Below are 19,823 nucleotides of genomic sequence, written 5' to 3' on the forward strand. Positions count from 1 at the left end.
TTGAGGGGGTAATGGCAAAAATTTGGAAGTAACTTAATACCTAAATAAAATGAACACAAACCGTATTAACAACAAAATCGCCTTTATCTCGGGTGCTACCAGTGGCATCGGGAAGGCTGTAGCCGAAAAATTCGCCCAAATGGGGGCAAACCTCATTCTCTGCGGTCGTCGCGCTGAGGTATTAGCCGAACTAAAAGCCAAATTGGAGCAAGAACATAAAGTTGAGGTACTTACTTTAGCTTTTGATGTGCGCAACTACGCCGAAGTAGCCCAAAACATTCAATCCCTACCCAAAAAATGGCAACAGATTGAAATCCTTATCAACAACGCAGGCTTAGCCGTGGGCTTGCAACACTTCCACACCTACGAGGCTGCCGACATCGACCAAATGATTGATACCAACATCAAGGGCTTTAGCTATATTGCCAATAGCGTGATTCCGCTAATGCTCGCTACCGACAAGGTGGGTACGATTGTTAATATAGGCTCAGTAGCGGGTGAAATCGCCTACCCTAATGGCAGTATTTATTGCGCTACTAAGTTTGCCGTAAAAGCCCTCAGCGATGCAATGCGCATTGAGCTAATGGACAAGAAAATCAAGGTAACCACGGTAAAACCTGGTTTGGTAGATACCAATTTCAGCGTAGTGCGTTTCAAAGGCGACCAACAACGTGCCGACAATGTCTACAAAGGCATCACCCCTCTATACGCCGAAGATATTGCCGATACCATTGCCTACATCGTTAATCTGCCCGACAAAGTGCAGATTACCGACATCACCGTTACCCCGCTCCACCAAGCCGATGCGATACACATATATAAAGAACAATAATGAAAAAGATTACTCAAGCCCTAAAAACAGAGATTTACCATAGTCTTACCGATTTTTTAGAAGCTTATAAAGCGGAAGATACTCAAGTTTTATCAGAAAAATACGATATTTCAGGCGAGTTTTTAGAAGAAATCTATGAAATGTTAGATTTTGTAGAGAACAAGAGCGTGTTACATCTTTTTCCTTTAGAAGAAATGGACAAGGAAGTAGGAGGTAAAGTAAATTTGGAGGTCTATAACTTCAATAATGACGATACTGCCGTAGGGATAGAAGCTTCTTTGTATGATGCAAATGAATATTTTGCAGTAGTCAAAGGGGTATATCACTTAGAAAGTGTATTTCCTAAGTTTGAATTTCACTATTTTAGCACTTAAACATCAGCAAACGCATTTTTGAAGTAGAACAACAATAATTGCATTAGTATGAAACAACTCTTTTTATTATTGCTGTTCGTAAGTCATTTCGGTGAAATCTTTCAGCTTTAGGTGAAAAATCTGTGAAAAGATATACAAATTAATTATTTTGACCTAAAAAATCCGTGAAATCCGTGCGAGACTTTAATCAAAAACCTAAAACCCTAACCGACTGTCTGCAATTCTTAGACCATCAACTCAAGAAGCAGGACAAAGAGCATATCAAAACCCTTACCGAAGAGCAGTTCTTTATGGAGAGCCATTTTAGCTTAGGAATGACCATTCGCAACGAGTGGATTCGCGCTGGAGATGGCGAATTAGTAAGTTTCTTTTTAGATAAAGGCGTTCGCCACCCCGATGATATGTCGGCTATCATACTCACCAGCTATTACCGCCACCTTCTGGGCAAAAATATTGATTTAGAAGGACAATTAGAAGAATATCACAAACAATTAGAACTATGAAAAAAATTATATTAATAGCCTACATTTTATACCAACTCTTAGCCGTATTGCAGTTTTCTTTTTCAATCAATGCACTACACGGCACAGAAAGAGAAATAGAACTCCTTGGAGAGAATTACAACTACCCAACTACAAAGCAATATGCTTTTTATATTGTAAATATGATTATGTATATTTTAGCGAGTTCCACTTTACTCGGTTTGTATATACACCTGCTAAAATCACAAGCCGGAAAAATATTTTCAGCAGTTCTTATAAGTTTTTCAGCTTTATTCCTATCAGGATGGGTAATAGGAATGCTATAATAAAACTAATTTTCTTTAAATTTCTACACCTTTAGGTGCATTCCCTATAAGAAAAATCTATACTACTACCCCTATACCTTATTACTTAATTTTGCATAATTCAAAATAATATCGGAACTTTGCCCCCTGAAACTCAAAACTCAATTTAAAAACCAATAAGAATGTTAATAATAAAAAATCTCCACGCAGGTGTGGACGGTAAGGAAATCCTCAAGGGGATTGACTTAGAAGTAAAAGCTGGCGAAGTACACGCCATTATGGGTCCTAATGGAGCGGGTAAATCTACCCTCTCCTCTGTGATCGCAGGTAACGAAAACTTTGAAGTTACCGAAGGTGATATAATCCTAAACGGCGAAAGTCTGTTGGAAGATGCGCCCGAAGAACGTGCTCACAAAGGCATCTTTATGTCCTTCCAATACCCTGTTGAAATCCCTGGTATTTCAGTAACTAACTTCATCAAAACGGCTATCAACGAGAGTCGCAAGGCACAAGGATTACCGGAAATGCCCGCTGCCGAACTCCTCAAAAAGATACGCGAAAAAGCAGCCCTCTTAGATATCAACCCCGATTTTCTCTCTCGCTCCCTCAACCAAGGTTTTTCTGGCGGTGAGAAAAAACGCAATGAAATCTTCCAAATGGCAATGCTCGAACCTAAAATCGCTATCTTGGACGAAACCGATTCAGGGCTGGATATCGATGCTCTTCGCATAGTAGCCAATGGGGTAAACAAACTCAAAAGCCAAGACAACGCTGTGATTGTGATTACCCACTACCAACGCTTGTTGGATTACATCGTACCCGACTATGTACACGTACTTTCAGAAGGTAAAATCGTAAAAACAGGCGATAAAAACCTCGCCTTAGAACTCGAAGAAAAAGGCTACGATTGGCTGAAAAACTAATGACGAGTTACGAATGACAAATTACGAATGCGTCACAAAACTTTGGGGACTGTCCGAAAAGTCTTAAAAAGGTATATTTGCGGATTGTCCCCCTTTGGAGGGGGAACGGGGGAGGTTGATAATCAAAATAAATATAACATAACCTCCCCCTACCCCCCTCAAAGAGGGGGAATTGTAGCGACGCAAATGCGATTTTTAGCAACCCCTAAGTTGATAATCAATTATAGAAACAAATGGTTATTGAAAAATTCACCGACACCTTAGAAAACCCGCTATTGCCCAAAGCATTTCAGTCTTTAAAAAGGCGAGACCTCTTTGCGATTGACTACACACATCAGCAAATAGGTGTTTGTAATGAAACTAAAGGTTTTTCGCTCTACACTTTTGAAAAAGAACTGTTGTGGCAAGTGGATAAACCGATATGCGGAGCTTTATTAGCTGTAGAACGCCAGCAAATTTGGCTCGCCGAACGCAACGATGCTGAGCATATCACCGTATGGGTACACGACCTGCAAGGAAATGCAATAGCTTCTTTGCCAATGGAGGACGAAATCTACGAGGCAGGTATAGAGATGAAGCTTTTACCTAACAACGGTATAGCGATTGCTTTTCATGGCGGACAGGATGGTTGTGTAAGCTATTTGCTATCTTTTGAAAAAGGGAAATTAAGTGTAGCTAAAGAACTCCCTGATGATGTAGATTTCTGCTGTATGCTCAATGAAAAAGAAGCGGTACTCACTGATTTCTACAGTAGTAAACTCTATGTAGTAGCCTATCCATCACTACAAACGCTCAAAGAACACCAATTCCCCAAGGAGTGGTCAGTTATGTTAACTCCTTTTGAAGGTGCAAAATTTTTGGTAACCAACATCAGTTGCGATAGGCATTACCTCTTTAATATCAGCACGATGACTATTGAAGAAGAAATCGTATTCAAAGGTTTTGAACCTTACATCTACGAACCTTATTCTGATACTGACAAAGTAACTGATATAGATAGCCTACATTACCATAATGGGCAGTGGATAGGTGAATACACTGAAGTTGATAACATCGTAACCCTATATACCATTGGCTTATCGCTAACAACTAAATGACTAACGTCTAACGACTAACAACTAATGACTAATTTAAAAGACAAATGGGTAGCTGCTTTTGAGCAGTTCCCTCATAAAAACGATATACTAAAAGAGATTCGCAAGGAAGCCCTCAGTTTCTTTGCCGAAAAAGGCTTCCCGCACCAAAAAGTAGAAGCGTGGAAATACACTTCCCTCACTGAGCTACAAGCCACTGATTACCACTTGTGGCAACCAGTGCGCAGCAAAACAACCCTTTCACCTGAAGTGTTGTACGAGCACGCTATTGAGGGTAGCCACGTATTGGTGTTTGTAAATGGCTATTACATCCCTGAAACGAGCGACAAAGAGCTCGCAGGTGTTACGGTTACCCCTTTGCTCGAAGCCTTACATAAGGGCGGAGAAGCGTTTATCAAAAAGTACTTTAACACTACTACCGAAAAAGGAGATGTATTTACTGCCCTCAATACGGCTTTTGCCTGTGAAGGAGTATATATTGAAGTGCCCAAAGGAAAAGTAATAGAAAAACCTATTGAGTTGCTGTATTTGAACGACAGCAATGAAAACCTTTGCTACCAACCGCGCAACATTATTGCGGTAGGCGAGAATGCACAAGTAAAAATCATTGAGAAACACCAAAATTTATCGGAAACAGCAACCGCTATCCTTACCAATGCGGTAACCGAAGTGTTTGTAGCTAAAAACGCTTTCTTGGATTACTACAAACTCCAAAACGATAGCTTAACGGCTTCGCTGATTGACAATACTTATATCTCACAAGAAGCCAACAGCCACGCCAGCGTGCACACTTTCTCATTTGGCGGTACGCTTGCGCGCAACAACTTGAATTTTTATCATCAAGGCGAATATTTGGAATCTACTTTGAAAGGTTTGAGCATTCTCAAAGGCACCCAGCACACCGATCATTACACTTTGGTGAACCACGCACACCCTAATTGCGAGAGTCATCAGGATTATAAGAGCATTGTGAATGATGCCGCTACCAATGTGTTCAACGGGAAGATAATGGTAGAGCAAATCGCCCAAAAAACGAATGCTTACCAGCAGAACGACAATGTTTTGTTATCGGATAAAGCGACGGTATACACCAAACCTCAGTTGGAAATCTTCGCCGACGATGTGAAGTGCTCACACGGCTGTACCGTAGGCTCTTTGAGCGATGAATCACTGTTTTACTTGCAAACCCGCGGGATCGGCAAGAAAGAAGCCTCTGCCTTACTCACCTATGCTTTTGCAAATACCGTATTGGAGAGCGTAAGTATTCCAGCCCTTTCGGAGTATATCAATGCGATTATTGCTAAAAAATTAGGGGTAGAAGTGGATTTTTAATAGATGAAGTATTTATAAAAAAGAAAAGCCTACTTGAAATTTCAAGTAGGCTTTTTTATTGGATATTGTGGCAGTTGTTTTAAACGCCCGTATAGTTCTCGGGAGTGATGATTTTTAGTTCTGCCTTCACATCTTCACTTACTTCCAAAGTATCGATAAAACTGCTGATAGTCTCGGCAGTGATAGCGGTATTGGTGCGCGTGAGGGCTTTGAGGGCTTCATAGGGGTTAGGATAGCCTTCACGACGCAAAATCGTTTGGATAGCCTCGGCTACTACTGCCCAATGGTCTTGCAAGTCTTCACGGATTTTATCCTCATTTAAAAGGAGTTTATTGAGTCCTTTGAGGGTAGATTGTAGGGCTATGAGTATATGACCAAAAGGTACCCCTACATTGCGCAATACAGTACTATCGGTGAGGTCGCGTTGTAGACGGGAAATAGGTAATTTTGCCGATAAATGCTCTAAAACAGCGTTGGCTATGCCTAAATTACCTTCGGAGTTTTCAAAATCAATAGGGTTTACTTTATGAGGCATAGCCGAAGAGCCTACCTCGCCAGCTTTTATCTGTTGCTTGAAGTAATCCATAGAGATATATGTCCAAACATCGCGATTTAAATCGATGAGAATCGTATTGATACGCTTGAGGGCATCGAAGAGTGCCGCTAAGTGGTCGTAATGTTCAATTTGAGTGGTGGGGAAAGAGTGGTGCAAACCCAGTATTTCTTTTACGAAGCGAGTGCCGAAAGCCTTCCAATCGATGTTAGGATAAGCCACTTTATGAGCGTTGTAATTACCTGTAGCCCCCCCGAACTTAGCCGCATAAGGCACTTCCATCAAACTATTCAGTTGTTGCTCTATACGCACTACAAACACGTCAAACTCCTTGCCCAGACGTGTAGGAGAAGCTGGCTGACCGTGGGTGCGTGCTAATAAGGGCACATCTTTCCATTCGATTACTAAACCTCTAAGCTTACTGAGCAGTTGTTTTAAAGCAGGCAAATACACTTGTTGTACTGCCTTTTTTACACTGAGCGGGATAGCCGTATTGTTGATGTCTTGAGAAGTGAGTCCAAAGTGGATAAACTCTTTGTACTTTTCTAATTTCAAGTAATCAAATGCTTCTTTGATAAAGTACTCCACCGCTTTCACATCGTGATTAGTGGTTTGCTCGATTTCTTTTACTTTCACTGCTTCCTTCTCAGAGAAATTCTGATAGATTTTTCTCAGTTTGGCATATTTTTCTTTAGGGAAATCAGAGAGTTGAGGCAAGGGAAGTTCACATAGAGCAATAAAATACTCTACTTCCACTTGCACGCGATAACGAATGAGTGCCATTTCGGAGAAGAAAGGCACAAGGGAGGTCGTTTTATCGGCATAACGACCATCGATGGGGGAAATTGCGGTTAACATAATTTCAAATTAGAAAATTAGCAGATTAGAAAATTAGAAAATTTTCTCATTGCTTAGTGTGTAACAATCTTGTGAGTTTAATGGCTAAATCGGTGAAAATAACTTTGCCATTGCCATTGCGCTCTACGTGTAATTGGGCTTCTTCGAGGAGGTTGTGTATTGCCTCGATATTACCACCGTGAATAAAAGGGGCAAATTTGGCAAGTTGAAAAGTAGGGTCGGTGAATTGTATATATACCAAACCAGAGGCGGTATAGTTCAGTAGGAACGCCTGACGGAATACTTCAGCGCAGTATTGCAAAAACTGTTTTTGCGCCTCCCGCCCTACGGTATTGATTTCGTCACTCCACTGCAAGAGTCCTTGTATAGAGGCTTTGTTACCACGCGCGCGGTAGGCTGTGCGCACCCACGCAATAAACCAACGCTCAAAAATGGCTTCTTCGCTTTCTTTGTTGTTCATCAGTTGGAGGGCTTTGTTGAAGTTTCCTTGAGCGCGTAGGGCTATTTTGGTCGCTTCGGCATCCACTAATCCTTTTTCTACTAATGCATCTTTGATAGCGTTCTCACTCAGCGGAGGGAAGCGCAAGATTTGGCAACGAGATTTGATAGTGTCTAAGAGCGCATTTTCATCTTCTACTACTAAGAGAAAGACTGTTTTATCGGCGGGTTCTTCGAGGAGTTTGAGGAGCTTGTTAGACGCTTCGGTGTTCATCTTCTCAGCCATCCAGATAATCATCACTTTATAACCACCTTCAAATGATTTGAGTGCTAATTTATTGGTGATTTCCTTAGCTTCGTTCACTCCTATATTGGCTTGTTTCTTCTCAATACCTAAAAACACCAACCAATCGAAGAGCGAGCCGTAGGGTTGTTCTTTTACAAATGTGCGCCATTCGTCCATAAATAGTGAGCTCACAGGGTCTTTTTTTACCTTGTCATTAATAGCTGTGGGGAAAGCGAAGTGCAAATCGGGGTGAGCGAGCTGAGCGCATTGGGCTTTTGCTTTAGGGTTATCTTGCGATAGGATAAGGGTTGCGTAAGCAATAGTCATTTGTAGACCTCCTTGTCCTTCTCCCGCAATAAAAAGCTGAGCGTGCGGAATACGACCTGCAGTAACGCTATTTTCTAAATAGCCATATATGGTGGAGTTGAAATTCATTATCAAGTATTAGGTGTTAGAAAATACTAATTTAGTAAAGCAAGGGTAAGAAAAATAATACTGCCCCTAACAAAAATAGTACTGCCAAAAAGTGAATTACAAAACTATTTTTTCTCAAGAATATATATTGTTGCACCAAACGTATTGCCCAAAACAACGAGTTGCCGAGTAGGAAAACTTTACCTAAGTCAGTAGTGAGAAGTTCGTTAGTAAAACAGAAACAAACTAATGCAACTGCTATAAAATAATAGACTATTTGTACATTGAGGATTTGGATAATTCCGCGATTAGCAAAACTGAGTTTGCGCACTTCTTCTTTCCATTTAAAAAGTCTCCAAAACAATAAATGGAAGACAGCAAAAAGCAAATTATAAAATCCTAAAAAGATAATAACAGTGTACATATTATTTCTTATAAACGTTATTCTCTCTGTTGATATCTACACTTCTGTTATTAGGGTCTAATACTATACTTTGGATATTGTCTAACGGCATATTGAGTTCAAAAGTGTAGGTAAGGTTACCCCAACCCCAAGCAGGAACTACGGTGCGTGAGTACTCGGGGTAGGTGTTGGTTTTTTCGCCGTAAGTCATTCGTAAAGGCACATATACGTATTCAGTTTTACCTGCTTTGTCGGTGACGAAAAGGTCGATGGAAAGGGGTAAGCGCCCTAAGCGTTTGAGGGTAACTGCTGTTTTATCACCTTTGGTTTCTACCTTATCAATAGCGTAATCGGCGGTGTGGTCAGTTTGCATAAATTCGTTGAGGAACCATTGCAATTGCATACCTGATACCTTTTCGGCTATACGGATAAAATCATTAGGGGTTGGGTTCTTGAAAGCATACTCTTGGTAATAGCGACGGAGGGTTTTCATCAGTGCTTCGTTACCCATTAGATAATCTAACTGAGTGAGGAAGAGCTGCCCTTTGTAGTAAGCGGCAATGCTATAGGCGTAATTCGTCGCATAACGGTCGGAATGAGTGATGGTGGGTTCTTGTAGACCTGACTTCACTAAGTTTAGGTAACCGTTATAAGCTTTTGCAAAAGGATAGTTGGTTGCTGGAATGAGGTGTAACACTTGCTGTTCGGCAAGCGACTGTATGTAGGAGGTAAAACCTTCGTCCATCCACGGATAAGCTGCTTCATCGGTGGCTAAGAGGTGCTGAAACCAAGCGTGAGCCAGCTCGTGTGTGGCAGTACCTACTAAGCTCTCGTATTTTTCACCGCCTACCATAAGGGTACACATTGCGTACTCCATACCGCCATCGCCTCCTTGAATGAAAGAGTATTGAGGCCAAGGATATTTGCCTATAAGCGTATTGAAATAATCGAATACTTTAAGCATATCGGGCTGAATACGCTTCCAATTCTCTGGGTACTTTTTGTAAAAGAAATGTATGGTTTTACCGTCGGTAAGGGTGTGTTTATCGTGAGTAAACTGAGGGTCGGCAGCCCAAGTGAAATCGTGTACACGTTCGGCTACAAAGTGCCACGTTTTAGTTTTTCCTTTGGTTTTAGGTACTTTTACGCCCTTATCTTCATAACCGAAGCCCATTTCATTAGGATTTTGGAGCACGCCTGAACCTGCTACTACATAGGTTTTATCGAGGGTAATTTTCACATCGAAGTTACCCCATACGCCGTAGAACTCTCGACCTATGTATTCGGTAGTATGCCAACCTTGATGGTCGTAAGCTACCATTTTTGGGTACCATTGTGCCATTGAAAGGGCTACGCCATCGGGGTTATTGCGACCTGCACGGCGTATCATCACGGGCACTTGCCCTTCGAAGGTCATATCTAAAACCGTCTTACTATGAGGGAGGATAGGGGAGGGGAGGGTTACCTTTAGAATGGTACTCTCGTGAGAGAAAGTAGCTTTTTGTCCGTCTTGACTCATAGCGGTAATGCGCAGAGAGCCGATTTCGGAAGGTGAAAGCTTAGCAATACGGCTTTCGTATATTGGTTTTTTGGCAGTGCCAAGATTATTTACCATACGTCTATCGGGGTCGGGGAGGGTTTGCAGGTTGCTATCCATTTCGCTATTAGGTTGAAAAGCATTGAAATAGAGATGATAGAACACTGTGCGCAACGTATCGGGGGAGTTGTTCGTGTACGTGAGTTTTTGGGTGCCTTTGTACTGGAAGGTTTTCACGTCCATCGTTACGTTCATTTGGTAATCAGCTTGTTGTTGCCAAGGGTTATCTTGGGCTGTTATATTCAGCGTAAAAGCAAAAACAGAGAGGGCTAAAAGTATTTTTTTCATTGAATGAATTGATTTAATCTTTAGAAAGTGCAAAGATAGGGAATAATACTGATAATACCAAAAATGCCAATAATACCTTAGGACTAAAACTTATAGCCTATTGCTGATGAAATGCTAAAAGAATACAAATGTGCAGTACTCATATCGACAAGGTACTTAGGTTTATAGTTGGCTATGGTATTCAAACTTGCTGAAAACCGCGCATCGGCTGTAAAGAGCCAATGTCGGCGTTCAAAGAGCACGCCACCTCCTATATGCCCCATTGCTATGGTATGTTTAAAATCTCGCACTGTACCAAAAACCATATCAGACCGATAAAAATCAAAATCTGATGAGGGCTCACGAAGCGCTAAAACCTTAGGTGATATGCCTAACTGCACAAAGCCTCTAATAGGTTTTTTACCCTCGTATTGCAATAATATGGGAAAATCTAAATAAGAAATTAGGTACGAGGAGTTTATTGGGCTATTGGGGTAATTAGCGCTAAAAGGGAGCTCTCCTATACTATAAATTCCTTCCACTTGTAATGCCCAATGCTCTTGCAACTGAAAGTGAAGAAAGCCTCCTGCATTGAAATAGGTAACAAATTTACCAAATTCTACATTGGCTTCTGGTGGGCTGGTATAACCACTTATCCACTGAAAGACAGGAAGATGCGAAAATCGTATTCCTACAGTCACTTGTGACCAACTTACTGCTGAAATGCTTAGCAGTAACATAGTAATCATAAATAAACGTTTCATAAAATTTGTAATATAAAGGTTAAACATAAGTGCGTTGCAAAGGTACGAAATAATTTTTTAATACCAATAATGCCAATAATACCAAAAAATCAACTTTGCCCAAGGTCGTAGCACGACAGGTGCGAGCCGCACGGGCAGTAATAGGGAGATTGGTTAGACTTGTTAGGACGAGTCGGACTTATTGAAGAAAGTCTCAAAACTTTGAGGAGGCTGAAAGAGATAACCTCCCCCTAATTCACTTACTCCGCTATCGCGGACAACCCTCTCTGAGGGGGAATATGTGATGGAAAATGGGATATTGGTGTTGTAGAAAAAAAACAAAGCGTTTCGGAAGGGGTTTTTAGGTAAAAGATAAAAGGTAAAAGGTAAAATGGGTATGCTGAGCTTATAGGAAGCTTATAGGAACCTTATACGAATCTTGGACGATTGTTATACAAAGGGTGTATAAGTGGTTGATTCATACTGTAATACAATAATACTAAAAATGCCAAAAATGGGGTTTCGAGACGAAAGAAAGAGAAGAGGCAATAGGCATTAGGCAATAGGCATTAGGGAGAAATGGACGAGGAACGAATGACGAAGAAAACATCCCCCCTTCCCCCTTCAAAGGGGGAGATGCGACGGAAAAGCGAAAGAAACATACCCCCTATTCACATACTCTGCTTTCGCAGACTACCTTGGAGAGGGGGAATATGGCGACGGAAAAGTGAGAGAAACATCCCCCTAACCCCCTTCAAAGGGGGAATGTAGTGATGGAAAAGTGAGAGAAGCCTGCTTCTTTTTCAACTTTGCCAAAGTTCCAAACTTTGGCAAAGTTCATAAGTAAAAGAGATAAAACCTCTCTATTCACTTACTTGGCAACTGCCAACAGCCTCAGAGAGGGGGAGTATGGTGAAGGTGAGATATATAAAAATTTGGGAATAAGTGAGTTGATAGAATAGGTGGGGTTGGGGTATTGGTTTTCTTTATTATTGTTGTATCTTTGCGCCGATTTAACTCTTTAGGTTTAATACTGAACTAAAAAGACTAATGAAAAGTTGGATTAACTTATTGATTATAAACATCCCCCTTATTCACATACTCCGCTCTCGCGGACTACCTTCAAAGGGGGAGGTAGAGGCGGTCATTATGTACGAAGAAGATAACTCTCAATAAACCAGATATTATTAATTTTTTCAAATCTTGAATCACATTAAAAATGCAAACATATCACGACCTTTTGCGCCATATTCTGAGTAATGGCTATTCTAAAGACGACCGTACCGGCACGGGTACGACCAGTGTATTTGGTTACCAAATGCGCTTTGACCTTAATAAGGGTTTCCCGCTGGTAACGACTAAAAAGATACACTTAAAATCGGTGATTTATGAATTGCTTTGGTTTTTAAAAGGCGATACGAATATTAAATATCTCACTGACCACGGTGTGCGCATTTGGAACGAATGGGCAGATGAGAACGGCGACCTCGGTCCTGTTTATGGAGCGCAATGGCGCCACTGGAATGGCGAGGCGATTGACCAGATAAAAACGGTGGTAGAGACCCTTAAACAAAATCCTGAAAGCCGACGGATTATCGTTTCGGCTTGGAATCCGTCGGTATTGCCTGATACAGGAAAATCGTTTGCGGAGAACGTAGCCAATGGTAAAGCGGCATTGCCTCCTTGTCACGCACTGTTTCAGTTTTACGTAGCCGATGGGAAATTGTCTTGTCAGTTATACCAACGCAGTGCCGATGTGTTTTTAGGGGTGCCTTTTAACATTGCTTCATATGCGTTACTCACGATGATGCTTGCGCAAGTATGCGATTTGCAATTAGGAGATTTTGTGCATACTTTTGGTGATGTGCACATCTATAACAATCATCGTGAGCAGGTAGCTTTACAGCTCAGCAGGACGCCACGCCCTTTGCCTACGATGCACTTGAATCGGGCAGTGAAGGATTTGTTTGCCTTTGATTATGACGATTTTCGTTTAGAAGGCTATGACCCTTACCCTACGATTAAAGCGCAGGTATCGGTATAAAGTTAAAATTTCGTTAAAAGATGCTTAAAATTTTGCTATATGGAGCATTTTTGCTTCATTTGTGCGTTTAAAATTAAAGTAAATACTATAAAATAATGAAGAAATTTCTTACAATTGTTATCGCTTTAGTAACCTTACAAAGCGCGTTTTCACAGATTATTTCGGAGACTTTTTCGTCAGGGAGGCTCAACAGGAAACAGAAGATAGGCATCTACAAACCTGAAAAGTACACGGATAGACAGGCGTATCCGCTGATAGTGGTGCTCAATGCGGAAACGCTGATGGAGCCCGTTGTTTCGACAGTGCGTTATTACGAACAGTTTGGTGAAATGCCTAAGTGCATAGTAGTGGGTGTGTTTGAGCCCAAACAAGAAGATGTAACGGTAGTAGAAGAGGTGGGTCGCCCTATTAATGAGTCGGCTCGTTTCTTTGAGTTTGTATCGGCGGAATTGGTACCTTACATACAAGGGAAATACCCGATAGCCGACCTAAAAGCGGTGGTAGCATCGGAAGAGGCGGGCTTTTTGGCTAATTACTATATGCTTGCCGAGAAGAACCCTACTTTTAATATGATAGTAAGCCTTAACCCTGTGGCTCTACCGCGTATGGGAGAGGAGTTTTCGCACGCTTTGGCAGCGGGAGTGCCTAACCGTTTGTTTTACTATATGGCTACTGCCGATGTGGAAAACAAAGTGGTGTATGACAAGGCAATTCAGTTTGAAAGAGCGATGCGCTCGGCGCCTGTGCACGAATCAGTAGAATATTACTTTGTGGATTTTAAAGGAAGCTCAGTGAACGCTGCTAAATTGCAAGGGATAGCACAGGCATTTGATATGAGTTTTGATATTTATAAGCCGATAGGAGGTAAGGAGTTTAAGACCCAAATGGAGACCCTTGAAACGGGGATTTACGAATATTTGGAGAACAAATACAACACTATTTACAAACAGTTGGGCGTAAAGAAAGTGCCTATACTAAACGATGTGATGGCTACTTATACGGCTATTAATTCGTCGCAAGACTGGGAATCGCTGAAGAAATTGGCGAAATACGTAGAGGATAACGGTTACCTAAAAACAGCGATGCCAAACTTCTTTTTAGCTGAATATTACGAAAAGATGGGCGATGATAAAAAGGCACTGAAAACGTATCAGAAAGCGTATACTGAGCCTAATATAGATTTCATCACAGGAGACTTGATAAATGAACGTATCACGCATTTGCAAGCTACCAAACGCAAGAGTAAACGCACAAAAGTAGTAGAACCTATAGAGCCAGCAGAAGAAGTGGCACCTGCACAAGAAGAACAAAATCCTACCGATGAAAGTAATCAGAACTAAGATAGAAGGCGTGGTGATTATTGAGCCACAGGTGTTTTTTGACGGAAGAGGTTACTTTTTTGAATCGTTTTCGCAACAGCGATTTAATGAGTTAGTAAGTCCCACTGTATTTGTACAAGACAACGAATCGCAATCGACCTATGGGGTATTGCGCGGATTACACTTTCAGAAACCACCTTTTGCACAGGCTAAATTGGTGAGAGTGGTAAAAGGAGAAGTACTTGATGTAGCAGTGGATTTGCGAAAAGACTCACCTACCTTTGGGCAGTATGAGTCTGTGATACTAAACGAAGAAAACAAGCGCCAGTTTTTTATCCCGAGAGGTTTTGCTCACGGTTTTGCTGTACTGAGCGAAGAAGCTATTTTTCAATACAAATGCGACAATTACTACGCTCCCGAGAGTGAGGGTAGTGTGCGCTGGAACGACCCTACCATAGGTATTGATTGGCGACTACCAGCTGAGGTGATACAACTTTCGGAGAAAGACAAGAAAGCGCCATTGCTGGTAGAGGTAAAAGGTCGTAGCACGACAAGCAAATGATAAAGTTTGAACGAACAAAAGATGGGTTCGAGTCACACGGGCAGATGTAATTAGCAAATTAACAGGTTTGAGAATTAGAAAATAGGGAAGTAAAGTAATTAAGAAGTAAAAAGAGATTGAAAATCAAAGGGCTAAATATTCTTAACGCTTAACTCTTACCTCTCAACTAAAAAATAGTTATCTAAATATTTGGTGGATTAGGAAAAAGGTATTACTTTTGCACCTGAAAATACAGACGGTGGTTTTAGCTCAGTTGGTTAGAGCGTCGGATTGTGGTTCCGAAGGTCGTGGGTTCGAGCCCCATATTCCACCCAAGTGAAAAACCTAATAAAAATACGCCTTAGAGCGTATTTTTTTATGTCTACACTTTATGAACTTATACAAAGCGAGTATAAAACCGAGTATATTTCCGAGTATATTTCCGAGTATACAAAAATGAAAGAACTTATGGAGAAGAAGAAATATTCTGTCCCAAAATCTACCCTAAAATCATTTCTGAAAAGCGACTTTCAGCTTTTTCTGAAAGAGAAAAAGAAGAAATTCTAAAAAAGCACAAACGTTGGTTATATATTACTATTTCAGAATATGACAGAAGAAAAAGGACTACTAAGTAGCTTTGCTGAGCAACACAAAGAAGAGATTTATCAAACGATTGCTCAAAAACTATCGCCTCAGCAAAAAATGGATGCTATCTCAGTGCGATTAGCTGATTTTTACCATAAAGCCTTTTCTAATAATGATAGTAATTAGCTTAGTGATATAAAAAAGCGCCCTTAAAGGCGCTTTCTTTTATATATTACTTTTTACAGTTTCTTCTTTACAGCTACTTCTTGGAAGGCTTCTATGACGTCGCCCTCGCGAATATCGTTGTAGTTCTTGATTTGCAAACCGCAATCGTAACCTTTGCTCACTTCTTTTACATCGTCTTTAAAGCGTTTGAGTGAGGAGAGTTCGCCGGTGTAAATCACTACGTTGTCGCGTAATAGGCGTATTTTTGAGTTGCGGTAAATCTTACCATCGGTTACCATACAGCCGGCAATAGTACCTACTTTCGAGATCTTGAAGAGTTCGCGTATCTCAACAGTACCTGTAACCTCTTCTTTGAATACTGGTGAAAGCATACCTTCCATAGCGTCTTTCAGATCATTGATAGCATCGTAGATGATAGAATAAGTACGGATATCAATAGATTCTTTCTCTGCCAAAGCGCGGGCATTGGTCATTGGGCGTACGTTGAAACCGATGATGATCGCATCGGAAGCTGAGGCTAACAACACATCCGATTCGGTAATCGCCCCCACACCTTTGTGGATAATCGATACTTGGATTTCTTCGGTTGAAAGCTTTTGGAAGGAATCGGTAAGCGCTTCTACCGAGCCGTCCACATCACCTTTGAGGATGATGTTGAGCTGCTTGAAGTCTCCAAGGGCAATGCGTCGACCTATCTCGTCAAGCGTAATATGGCGTTGTGTACGTACCGATTGTTCGCGTTGCAACTGAGCGCGTTTAGCTACTATTTGTTTAGCTTCTTTCTCATCCTCAAATACGTAGAACTTATCACCAGCTTGAGGTGCCCCGTCCAAACCTAAGATAGAAATAGGGGTAGAGGGACCTGCTTCTTTTACTTTCTTGCCCCGCTCATCGTGCATAGCACGTATTTTGCCCGAGTTGGTACCTGCTAATACGTAGTCACCTATGCGCAACGTTCCTGATTCTACAAGTATAGTAGACACATAGCCACGACCTTTGTCGAGAGCAGCTTCTACCACAGTACCTACAGCAGGTTTGTTAGGATTGGCTTTGAGTTCGAGAATCTCAGCTTCTAAGAGCACTTTTTCAAGCAATTCTTGTACACCTATACCTTGTTTAGCCGAGATGTCTTGCGACTGGATTTTACCGCCCCATTCTTCTACGAGGAGGTTCATACTTGCTAATCGTTCTTTAATCTTATCCGGGTTGGCGTTAGGTTTATCAATTTTGTTGATTGCAAAGATGATAGGCACGCCAGCAGCTTGTGCGTGGCTGATAGCCTCTTTGGTTTGAGGCATCACATCGTCGTCAGCAGCAACTACGATAATGGCGATGTCGGTTACTTTGGTACCGCGGGCACGCATAGCGGTAAAGGCTTCGTGACCAGGAGTATCGAGGAAAGTGATGCGTTCGCCGCTTTCAAGTTTCACCCCGTAAGCCCCAATGTGTTGGGTAATACCCCCGCTTTCACCAGCGATTACGTTTTCTTTACGAATATAGTCGAGGAGTGAAGTTTTACCGTGGTCTACGTGACCCATTACGGTTACGATAGGCGCGCGAGGTACTAAATCTTCAGGTTTATCTTCTTCAGTATGGATAGCCTCTTCAATGTTAGCGGTTGCAAATTCTACCTCATAACCAAATTCGTCGGCTACGATTGAAAGGGTTTCGGCATCGAGGCGTTGGTTCATCGTTACCATTATGCCGAGCGACATACAAGCGCCGATAACCTTGTTGATAGGCACGTCCATCATCGTAGCGAGCTCGTTTACTGTAACAAACTCAGTTACTTTGAGTATCTTTTCTTGTTGTTCTTGTTCAGCGAGTTCTTGCTCTACTTTTTGGCGGTGCGTTTCGCGTTTTTCTTTACGATATTTAGCGCCTTTAGATTTAGCACCTTTGCCTTGCAAGCGTTCGAGGGTTTCACGCACTTGTTTTTGAACCTCTTCTTCAGTAGGTTCTATTTTGGCAATAATCTTGTTCTTCTTTTCTTTTTTAGCAGTCTCACTGCCACTCTTAGTTAAATTAACTTCATCTTTGCGGATGCGTTTGCGTTTGCGTTTTTCGCTGTCGCTAGTAGTACCAGTAGTGTTATTAGGGGTAGTTTGCTCCTCTTTGTCTTTATCCTTGTTACGGTTGCGCTTGCGCTTTTTCTTCTTTTTCTCAAACTGACTAAGGTCTATTTTCTCACCCACTACCTTAGGACCTGTAAGCTTTTGGTATTGAGTTTCAATCACTCCTGCTGAAGTCTCAGAAGCAGGTTCCTCCTTAGTTTTATGGTTGGACTGTTCCTTCTTCTTCTGTACAGTAGCGGTTTGTGCCAATGGATTTTGATAAACTGATTTATTCTTTTGAGCGTCGGGTTTATTGTTGTCTTTCTTCTTATCTTTTTCTTTACTGTCCTTAGCAGATAGTTGTGGTTGTGCTACCGCAGAATTTGCTTCTTGTTTAGTTGCTGTTATCACTTCTTTAGGCTCAGTAATTTCTGTTTTAGAAGCTACCTCTTCTTTTTTATTATTATCTTTCTCAAGATCTATTTTGCCCACAGTTTTGAGTCCAGCCAGTTGAACTTTAGCTTTTATCACCTCTTGTTCCTGCTGTTTGCGCTTCTCTTGGTTCTCTTTCTCTTGCTCCATACGGATAGCCTCACGCTCTTTGCGCTTGTCTTCCACTATCTCTTTAGAAACCTCACGCTTACTCTTGTCAGCGTTAAATTTGTTCGAAAGGAACTTCACTATATCTTCTGTAATAGAAGTATTAGGGTTAGATTCTATCTCTATCCCTTTCTCCTTCTTCAAATATTCTACGGCAGTTACCATAGAGATATTGAACTCCTTTAAAACTTTGCTTAATCTTATTTTTTTTCCCTCGCTCATATATGTTTATTAAAATCCATTCTCCTTGCAAGAAGATAGGATATATTATTCTTCGTTTAAGTTGTAGAGAATCTTCCTTCCCTCACATACTCTGCTCTCACAGATTTTCATTTTTTCACGCTTCACTAATCACTATTCAAACTCTTCTGCCAATACGCGTAACACTTCATTTACAGTCTCCTCTTCAAGATCAGTGCGTTGCATTAATTCGTCAGCAGAAAGTTCTAACACACTCTTAGCCGTGTCAAGTCCTGCTTTTTGCAGTTCTTCAATCACCCATTCTTCAATTTCGTCGTTGAACTCGGTGAGTTCGATATCTTCTTCGGTTACTCCTTCGCGGTATACATCGATTTCATAACCTGAGAGCTGACTTGCTAAGCGAATGTTATAACCCGACTTACCAATAGCTTTCGATACCTCTTCATTAGCCAAATACACATCGGCACGCTTTTCTTCTTCGTTGATAATCACCGATGATACGCGTGCAGGAGCCAAAGCACGAGTGATTAGCAATTGTGGATTATTAGTAAAAGGCAACACGTCGATATTTTCATTGCCCAACTCGCGCACAATGCCGTGAATGCGAGCCCCGCGTACCCCTACGCAAGCCCCTACCGCATCAATCCGCTCGTCGAACGAATCAACAGCTACTTTGGCTTTTTCGCCAGGGATGCGCACCACCTTGTTAATGGTGATAAGCCCGTCCGCAATCTCAGGGATTTCTTGTTCAAACAAACGCTCCAAAAATAGGGGAGAGGTACGCGACATAATAATAGTAGGTTTAGTGCTTTTAAGCTCTACCGATTCGATAATACCCCGTACGTGTTCGCCTTTTTTAAAGAAATCCGAAGGAATTTGTTTTTCTTTAGGCAGAATAATTTCGTTGCCTTCATCGTCCAAAAGTACAATAGCTTTGTGGCGAATATGGTGAATTTCGGCTACGTATAGCTGACCAATCAAATCTTTGAAACGCTGATAGATAGTCATACTATCGTACTCGTGAATTTTAGAAATCAAGTTCTGACGCAATGCTAAGATAGCACGTCTACCCAAATCATTAATTTTAATTTCCTCTGAAACGTCTTCCCCCACCTCAAAGTCGGGTTCAATTTTGCGAGCTACCGAAAGTTCAATTTGCTGATTGTCATTCGTTACAGCTCCGTCTTCCACCACTACACGGTTGCGGAAGATTTGTAGGTCGCCTTTATCGGGGTTGATAATAATATCGAAATTATCGTCAGAGCCGTATTTCTTTTTTAGGGTATTGCGGAAAACCTCTTCCAAAATAGCCATTAAGGTTTCGCGGTTGATGAGTTTATCATCTTTAAACTCCGAGAATGATTCGATTAATTCAAGACTATTCATATACGT

General features: G+C 41.4%; 18 protein-coding genes and 1 tRNA gene. 12 read left to right on the forward strand and 7 right to left on the reverse strand.

The genetic code is table 11. The annotated features are described in order from the left end of the window. The first annotated feature begins 49 nt into the window (after positions 1–49). The 7 genes from RCZ04_RS02510 to sufD all read left to right on the forward strand — a co-directional run bounded on the left by RCZ04_RS02510 (position 50) and on the right by sufD (position 5,342). Entirely contained in the window at positions 50–832 is a 783-nt protein-coding gene (locus RCZ04_RS02510) for a Rossmann-fold NAD(P)-binding domain-containing protein (protein WP_460484372.1), read from the forward strand. Beyond that, positions 832–1,206, forward strand: a complete 375-nt coding sequence (locus RCZ04_RS02515; RefSeq protein WP_460484374.1) for a hypothetical protein — start codon at positions 832–834, stop codon at positions 1,204–1,206. The genes RCZ04_RS02510 and RCZ04_RS02515 overlap by 1 nt, the downstream gene beginning before the upstream one ends. Before the next feature lie 173 nt (positions 1,207–1,379). Continuing rightward, positions 1,380–1,709: a DUF6794 domain-containing protein gene (locus tag RCZ04_RS02520; protein ID WP_460484376.1), complete on the forward strand. Its 330-nt coding sequence runs from the start codon at positions 1,380–1,382 to the stop codon at positions 1,707–1,709. Then, positions 1,706–2,014: a hypothetical protein gene (locus RCZ04_RS02525; RefSeq protein ID WP_460484378.1), complete on the forward strand. Its 309-nt coding sequence runs from the start codon at positions 1,706–1,708 to the stop codon at positions 2,012–2,014. Before RCZ04_RS02520 ends, RCZ04_RS02525 begins: the two co-directional genes overlap by 4 nt. Positions 2,015–2,175: 161 nt before the next feature. Beyond that, positions 2,176–2,916: an ABC transporter ATP-binding protein gene (gene sufC, locus RCZ04_RS02530; protein WP_460484380.1), complete on the forward strand. Its 741-nt coding sequence runs from the start codon at positions 2,176–2,178 to the stop codon at positions 2,914–2,916. A gap of 233 nt (positions 2,917–3,149) precedes the next feature. Next, positions 3,150–4,013: a hypothetical protein gene (locus RCZ04_RS02535; RefSeq protein ID WP_460484382.1), complete on the forward strand. Its 864-nt coding sequence runs from the start codon at positions 3,150–3,152 to the stop codon at positions 4,011–4,013. A 24-nt stretch (positions 4,014–4,037) separates the two neighbouring features. Continuing rightward, a complete protein-coding gene (sufD, locus tag RCZ04_RS02540) occupies positions 4,038–5,342 on the forward strand; it encodes a SufB/SufD family protein (protein ID WP_460484384.1) in 1,305 nt (434 codons plus the stop codon). A 79-nt stretch (positions 5,343–5,421) separates the two neighbouring features. Here sufD and purB read toward each other — a convergent pair whose 3' ends face one another. From purB to RCZ04_RS02565, 5 genes are all read right to left on the reverse strand, one after another. Then, positions 5,422–6,753: an adenylosuccinate lyase gene (purB, locus tag RCZ04_RS02545; protein WP_460484386.1), complete on the reverse strand. Its 1,332-nt coding sequence runs from the start codon at positions 6,751–6,753 to the stop codon at positions 5,422–5,424. 46 nt (positions 6,754–6,799) lie between these two features. Continuing rightward, positions 6,800–7,912, reverse strand: a complete 1,113-nt coding sequence (locus RCZ04_RS02550; protein ID WP_460484388.1) for a DNA polymerase III subunit — start codon at positions 7,910–7,912, stop codon at positions 6,800–6,802. A 31-nt stretch (positions 7,913–7,943) separates the two neighbouring features. Further along, positions 7,944–8,315 (reverse strand): hypothetical protein, encoded by a 372-nt coding sequence (locus tag RCZ04_RS02555; protein ID WP_460484390.1) that lies wholly within the window; start codon positions 8,313–8,315, stop codon positions 7,944–7,946. 1 nt (position 8,316) lies between these two features. Continuing rightward, positions 8,317–10,179, reverse strand: coding sequence for a M1 family metallopeptidase (locus tag RCZ04_RS02560; RefSeq protein WP_460484392.1), 1,863 nt, complete (start codon positions 10,177–10,179; stop codon positions 8,317–8,319). Between the two features lie 83 nt (positions 10,180–10,262). Next, positions 10,263–10,922: a porin family protein gene (locus RCZ04_RS02565; RefSeq protein ID WP_460484395.1), complete on the reverse strand. Its 660-nt coding sequence runs from the start codon at positions 10,920–10,922 to the stop codon at positions 10,263–10,265. Between the two features lie 1,198 nt (positions 10,923–12,120). Between RCZ04_RS02565 and RCZ04_RS02570 the strand changes: the two genes are divergently transcribed. The 5 genes from RCZ04_RS02570 (at position 12,121) to RCZ04_RS02590 (ending at position 15,576) form a co-directional block, all read left to right on the forward strand. Continuing rightward, positions 12,121–12,945, forward strand: coding sequence for a thymidylate synthase (locus tag RCZ04_RS02570; RefSeq protein ID WP_460484397.1), 825 nt, complete (start codon positions 12,121–12,123; stop codon positions 12,943–12,945). Between the two features lie 95 nt (positions 12,946–13,040). Next, positions 13,041–14,285 carry an alpha/beta hydrolase-fold protein gene (locus RCZ04_RS02575; protein WP_460484399.1) on the forward strand — a complete coding sequence of 415 codons (1,245 nt, stop codon included), beginning with the start codon at positions 13,041–13,043 and terminating at the stop codon, positions 14,283–14,285. Then, positions 14,266–14,826 (forward strand): dTDP-4-dehydrorhamnose 3,5-epimerase family protein, encoded by a 561-nt coding sequence (gene rfbC / locus RCZ04_RS02580; protein WP_460484401.1) that lies wholly within the window; start codon positions 14,266–14,268, stop codon positions 14,824–14,826. Before RCZ04_RS02575 ends, rfbC begins: the two co-directional genes overlap by 20 nt. A gap of 237 nt (positions 14,827–15,063) precedes the next feature. Beyond that, positions 15,064–15,139: transfer RNA gene (locus RCZ04_RS02585), tRNA-His, on the forward strand. A gap of 272 nt (positions 15,140–15,411) precedes the next feature. Then, positions 15,412–15,576 carry a hypothetical protein gene (locus tag RCZ04_RS02590; RefSeq protein ID WP_460484403.1) on the forward strand — a complete coding sequence of 55 codons (165 nt, stop codon included), beginning with the start codon at positions 15,412–15,414 and terminating at the stop codon, positions 15,574–15,576. 53 nt (positions 15,577–15,629) lie between these two features. Here RCZ04_RS02590 and infB read toward each other — a convergent pair whose 3' ends face one another. After that, positions 15,630–18,452 carry a translation initiation factor IF-2 gene (gene infB / locus RCZ04_RS02595; protein ID WP_460484404.1) on the reverse strand — a complete coding sequence of 941 codons (2,823 nt, stop codon included), beginning with the start codon at positions 18,450–18,452 and terminating at the stop codon, positions 15,630–15,632. Between the two features lie 132 nt (positions 18,453–18,584). Further along, positions 18,585–19,817, reverse strand: a complete 1,233-nt coding sequence (nusA, locus tag RCZ04_RS02600; protein ID WP_460484405.1) for a transcription termination/antitermination protein NusA — start codon at positions 19,815–19,817, stop codon at positions 18,585–18,587. Positions 19,818–19,823: the final 6 nt, after the last annotated feature.

The organism is Capnocytophaga sp. HP1101, assembly GCF_054772415.1.

Coding starts and splice junctions, on each gene's coding strand:
- RCZ04_RS02570 (WP_460484397.1), top strand. CDS start 12,121: ATGCAAACATATCACGACCTTTTGCGCCATATTCTGAGTAATGGCTAT.
- RCZ04_RS02525 (WP_460484378.1), top strand. CDS start 1,706: ATGAAAAAAATTATATTAATAGCCTACATTTTATACCAACTCTTAGCC.
- RCZ04_RS02535 (WP_460484382.1), top strand. CDS start 3,150: ATGGTTATTGAAAAATTCACCGACACCTTAGAAAACCCGCTATTGCCC.
- infB (WP_460484404.1), bottom strand. CDS start 18,452: ATGAGCGAGGGAAAAAAAATAAGATTAAGCAAAGTTTTAAAGGAGTTC.
- RCZ04_RS02515 (WP_460484374.1), top strand. CDS start 832: ATGAAAAAGATTACTCAAGCCCTAAAAACAGAGATTTACCATAGTCTT.
- rfbC (WP_460484401.1), top strand. CDS start 14,266: ATGAAAGTAATCAGAACTAAGATAGAAGGCGTGGTGATTATTGAGCCA.
- RCZ04_RS02565 (WP_460484395.1), bottom strand. CDS start 10,922: ATGAAACGTTTATTTATGATTACTATGTTACTGCTAAGCATTTCAGCA.
- purB (WP_460484386.1), bottom strand. CDS start 6,753: ATGTTAACCGCAATTTCCCCCATCGATGGTCGTTATGCCGATAAAACG.
- RCZ04_RS02510 (WP_460484372.1), top strand. CDS start 50: ATGAACACAAACCGTATTAACAACAAAATCGCCTTTATCTCGGGTGCT.
- RCZ04_RS02590 (WP_460484403.1), top strand. CDS start 15,412: ATGACAGAAGAAAAAGGACTACTAAGTAGCTTTGCTGAGCAACACAAA.
- nusA (WP_460484405.1), bottom strand. CDS start 19,817: ATGAATAGTCTTGAATTAATCGAATCATTCTCGGAGTTTAAAGATGAT.
- RCZ04_RS02575 (WP_460484399.1), top strand. CDS start 13,041: ATGAAGAAATTTCTTACAATTGTTATCGCTTTAGTAACCTTACAAAGC.
- RCZ04_RS02555 (WP_460484390.1), bottom strand. CDS start 8,315: ATGTACACTGTTATTATCTTTTTAGGATTTTATAATTTGCTTTTTGCT.
- RCZ04_RS02560 (WP_460484392.1), bottom strand. CDS start 10,179: ATGAAAAAAATACTTTTAGCCCTCTCTGTTTTTGCTTTTACGCTGAAT.
- sufD (WP_460484384.1), top strand. CDS start 4,038: ATGACTAATTTAAAAGACAAATGGGTAGCTGCTTTTGAGCAGTTCCCT.
- RCZ04_RS02550 (WP_460484388.1), bottom strand. CDS start 7,912: ATGAATTTCAACTCCACCATATATGGCTATTTAGAAAATAGCGTTACT.
- sufC (WP_460484380.1), top strand. CDS start 2,176: ATGTTAATAATAAAAAATCTCCACGCAGGTGTGGACGGTAAGGAAATC.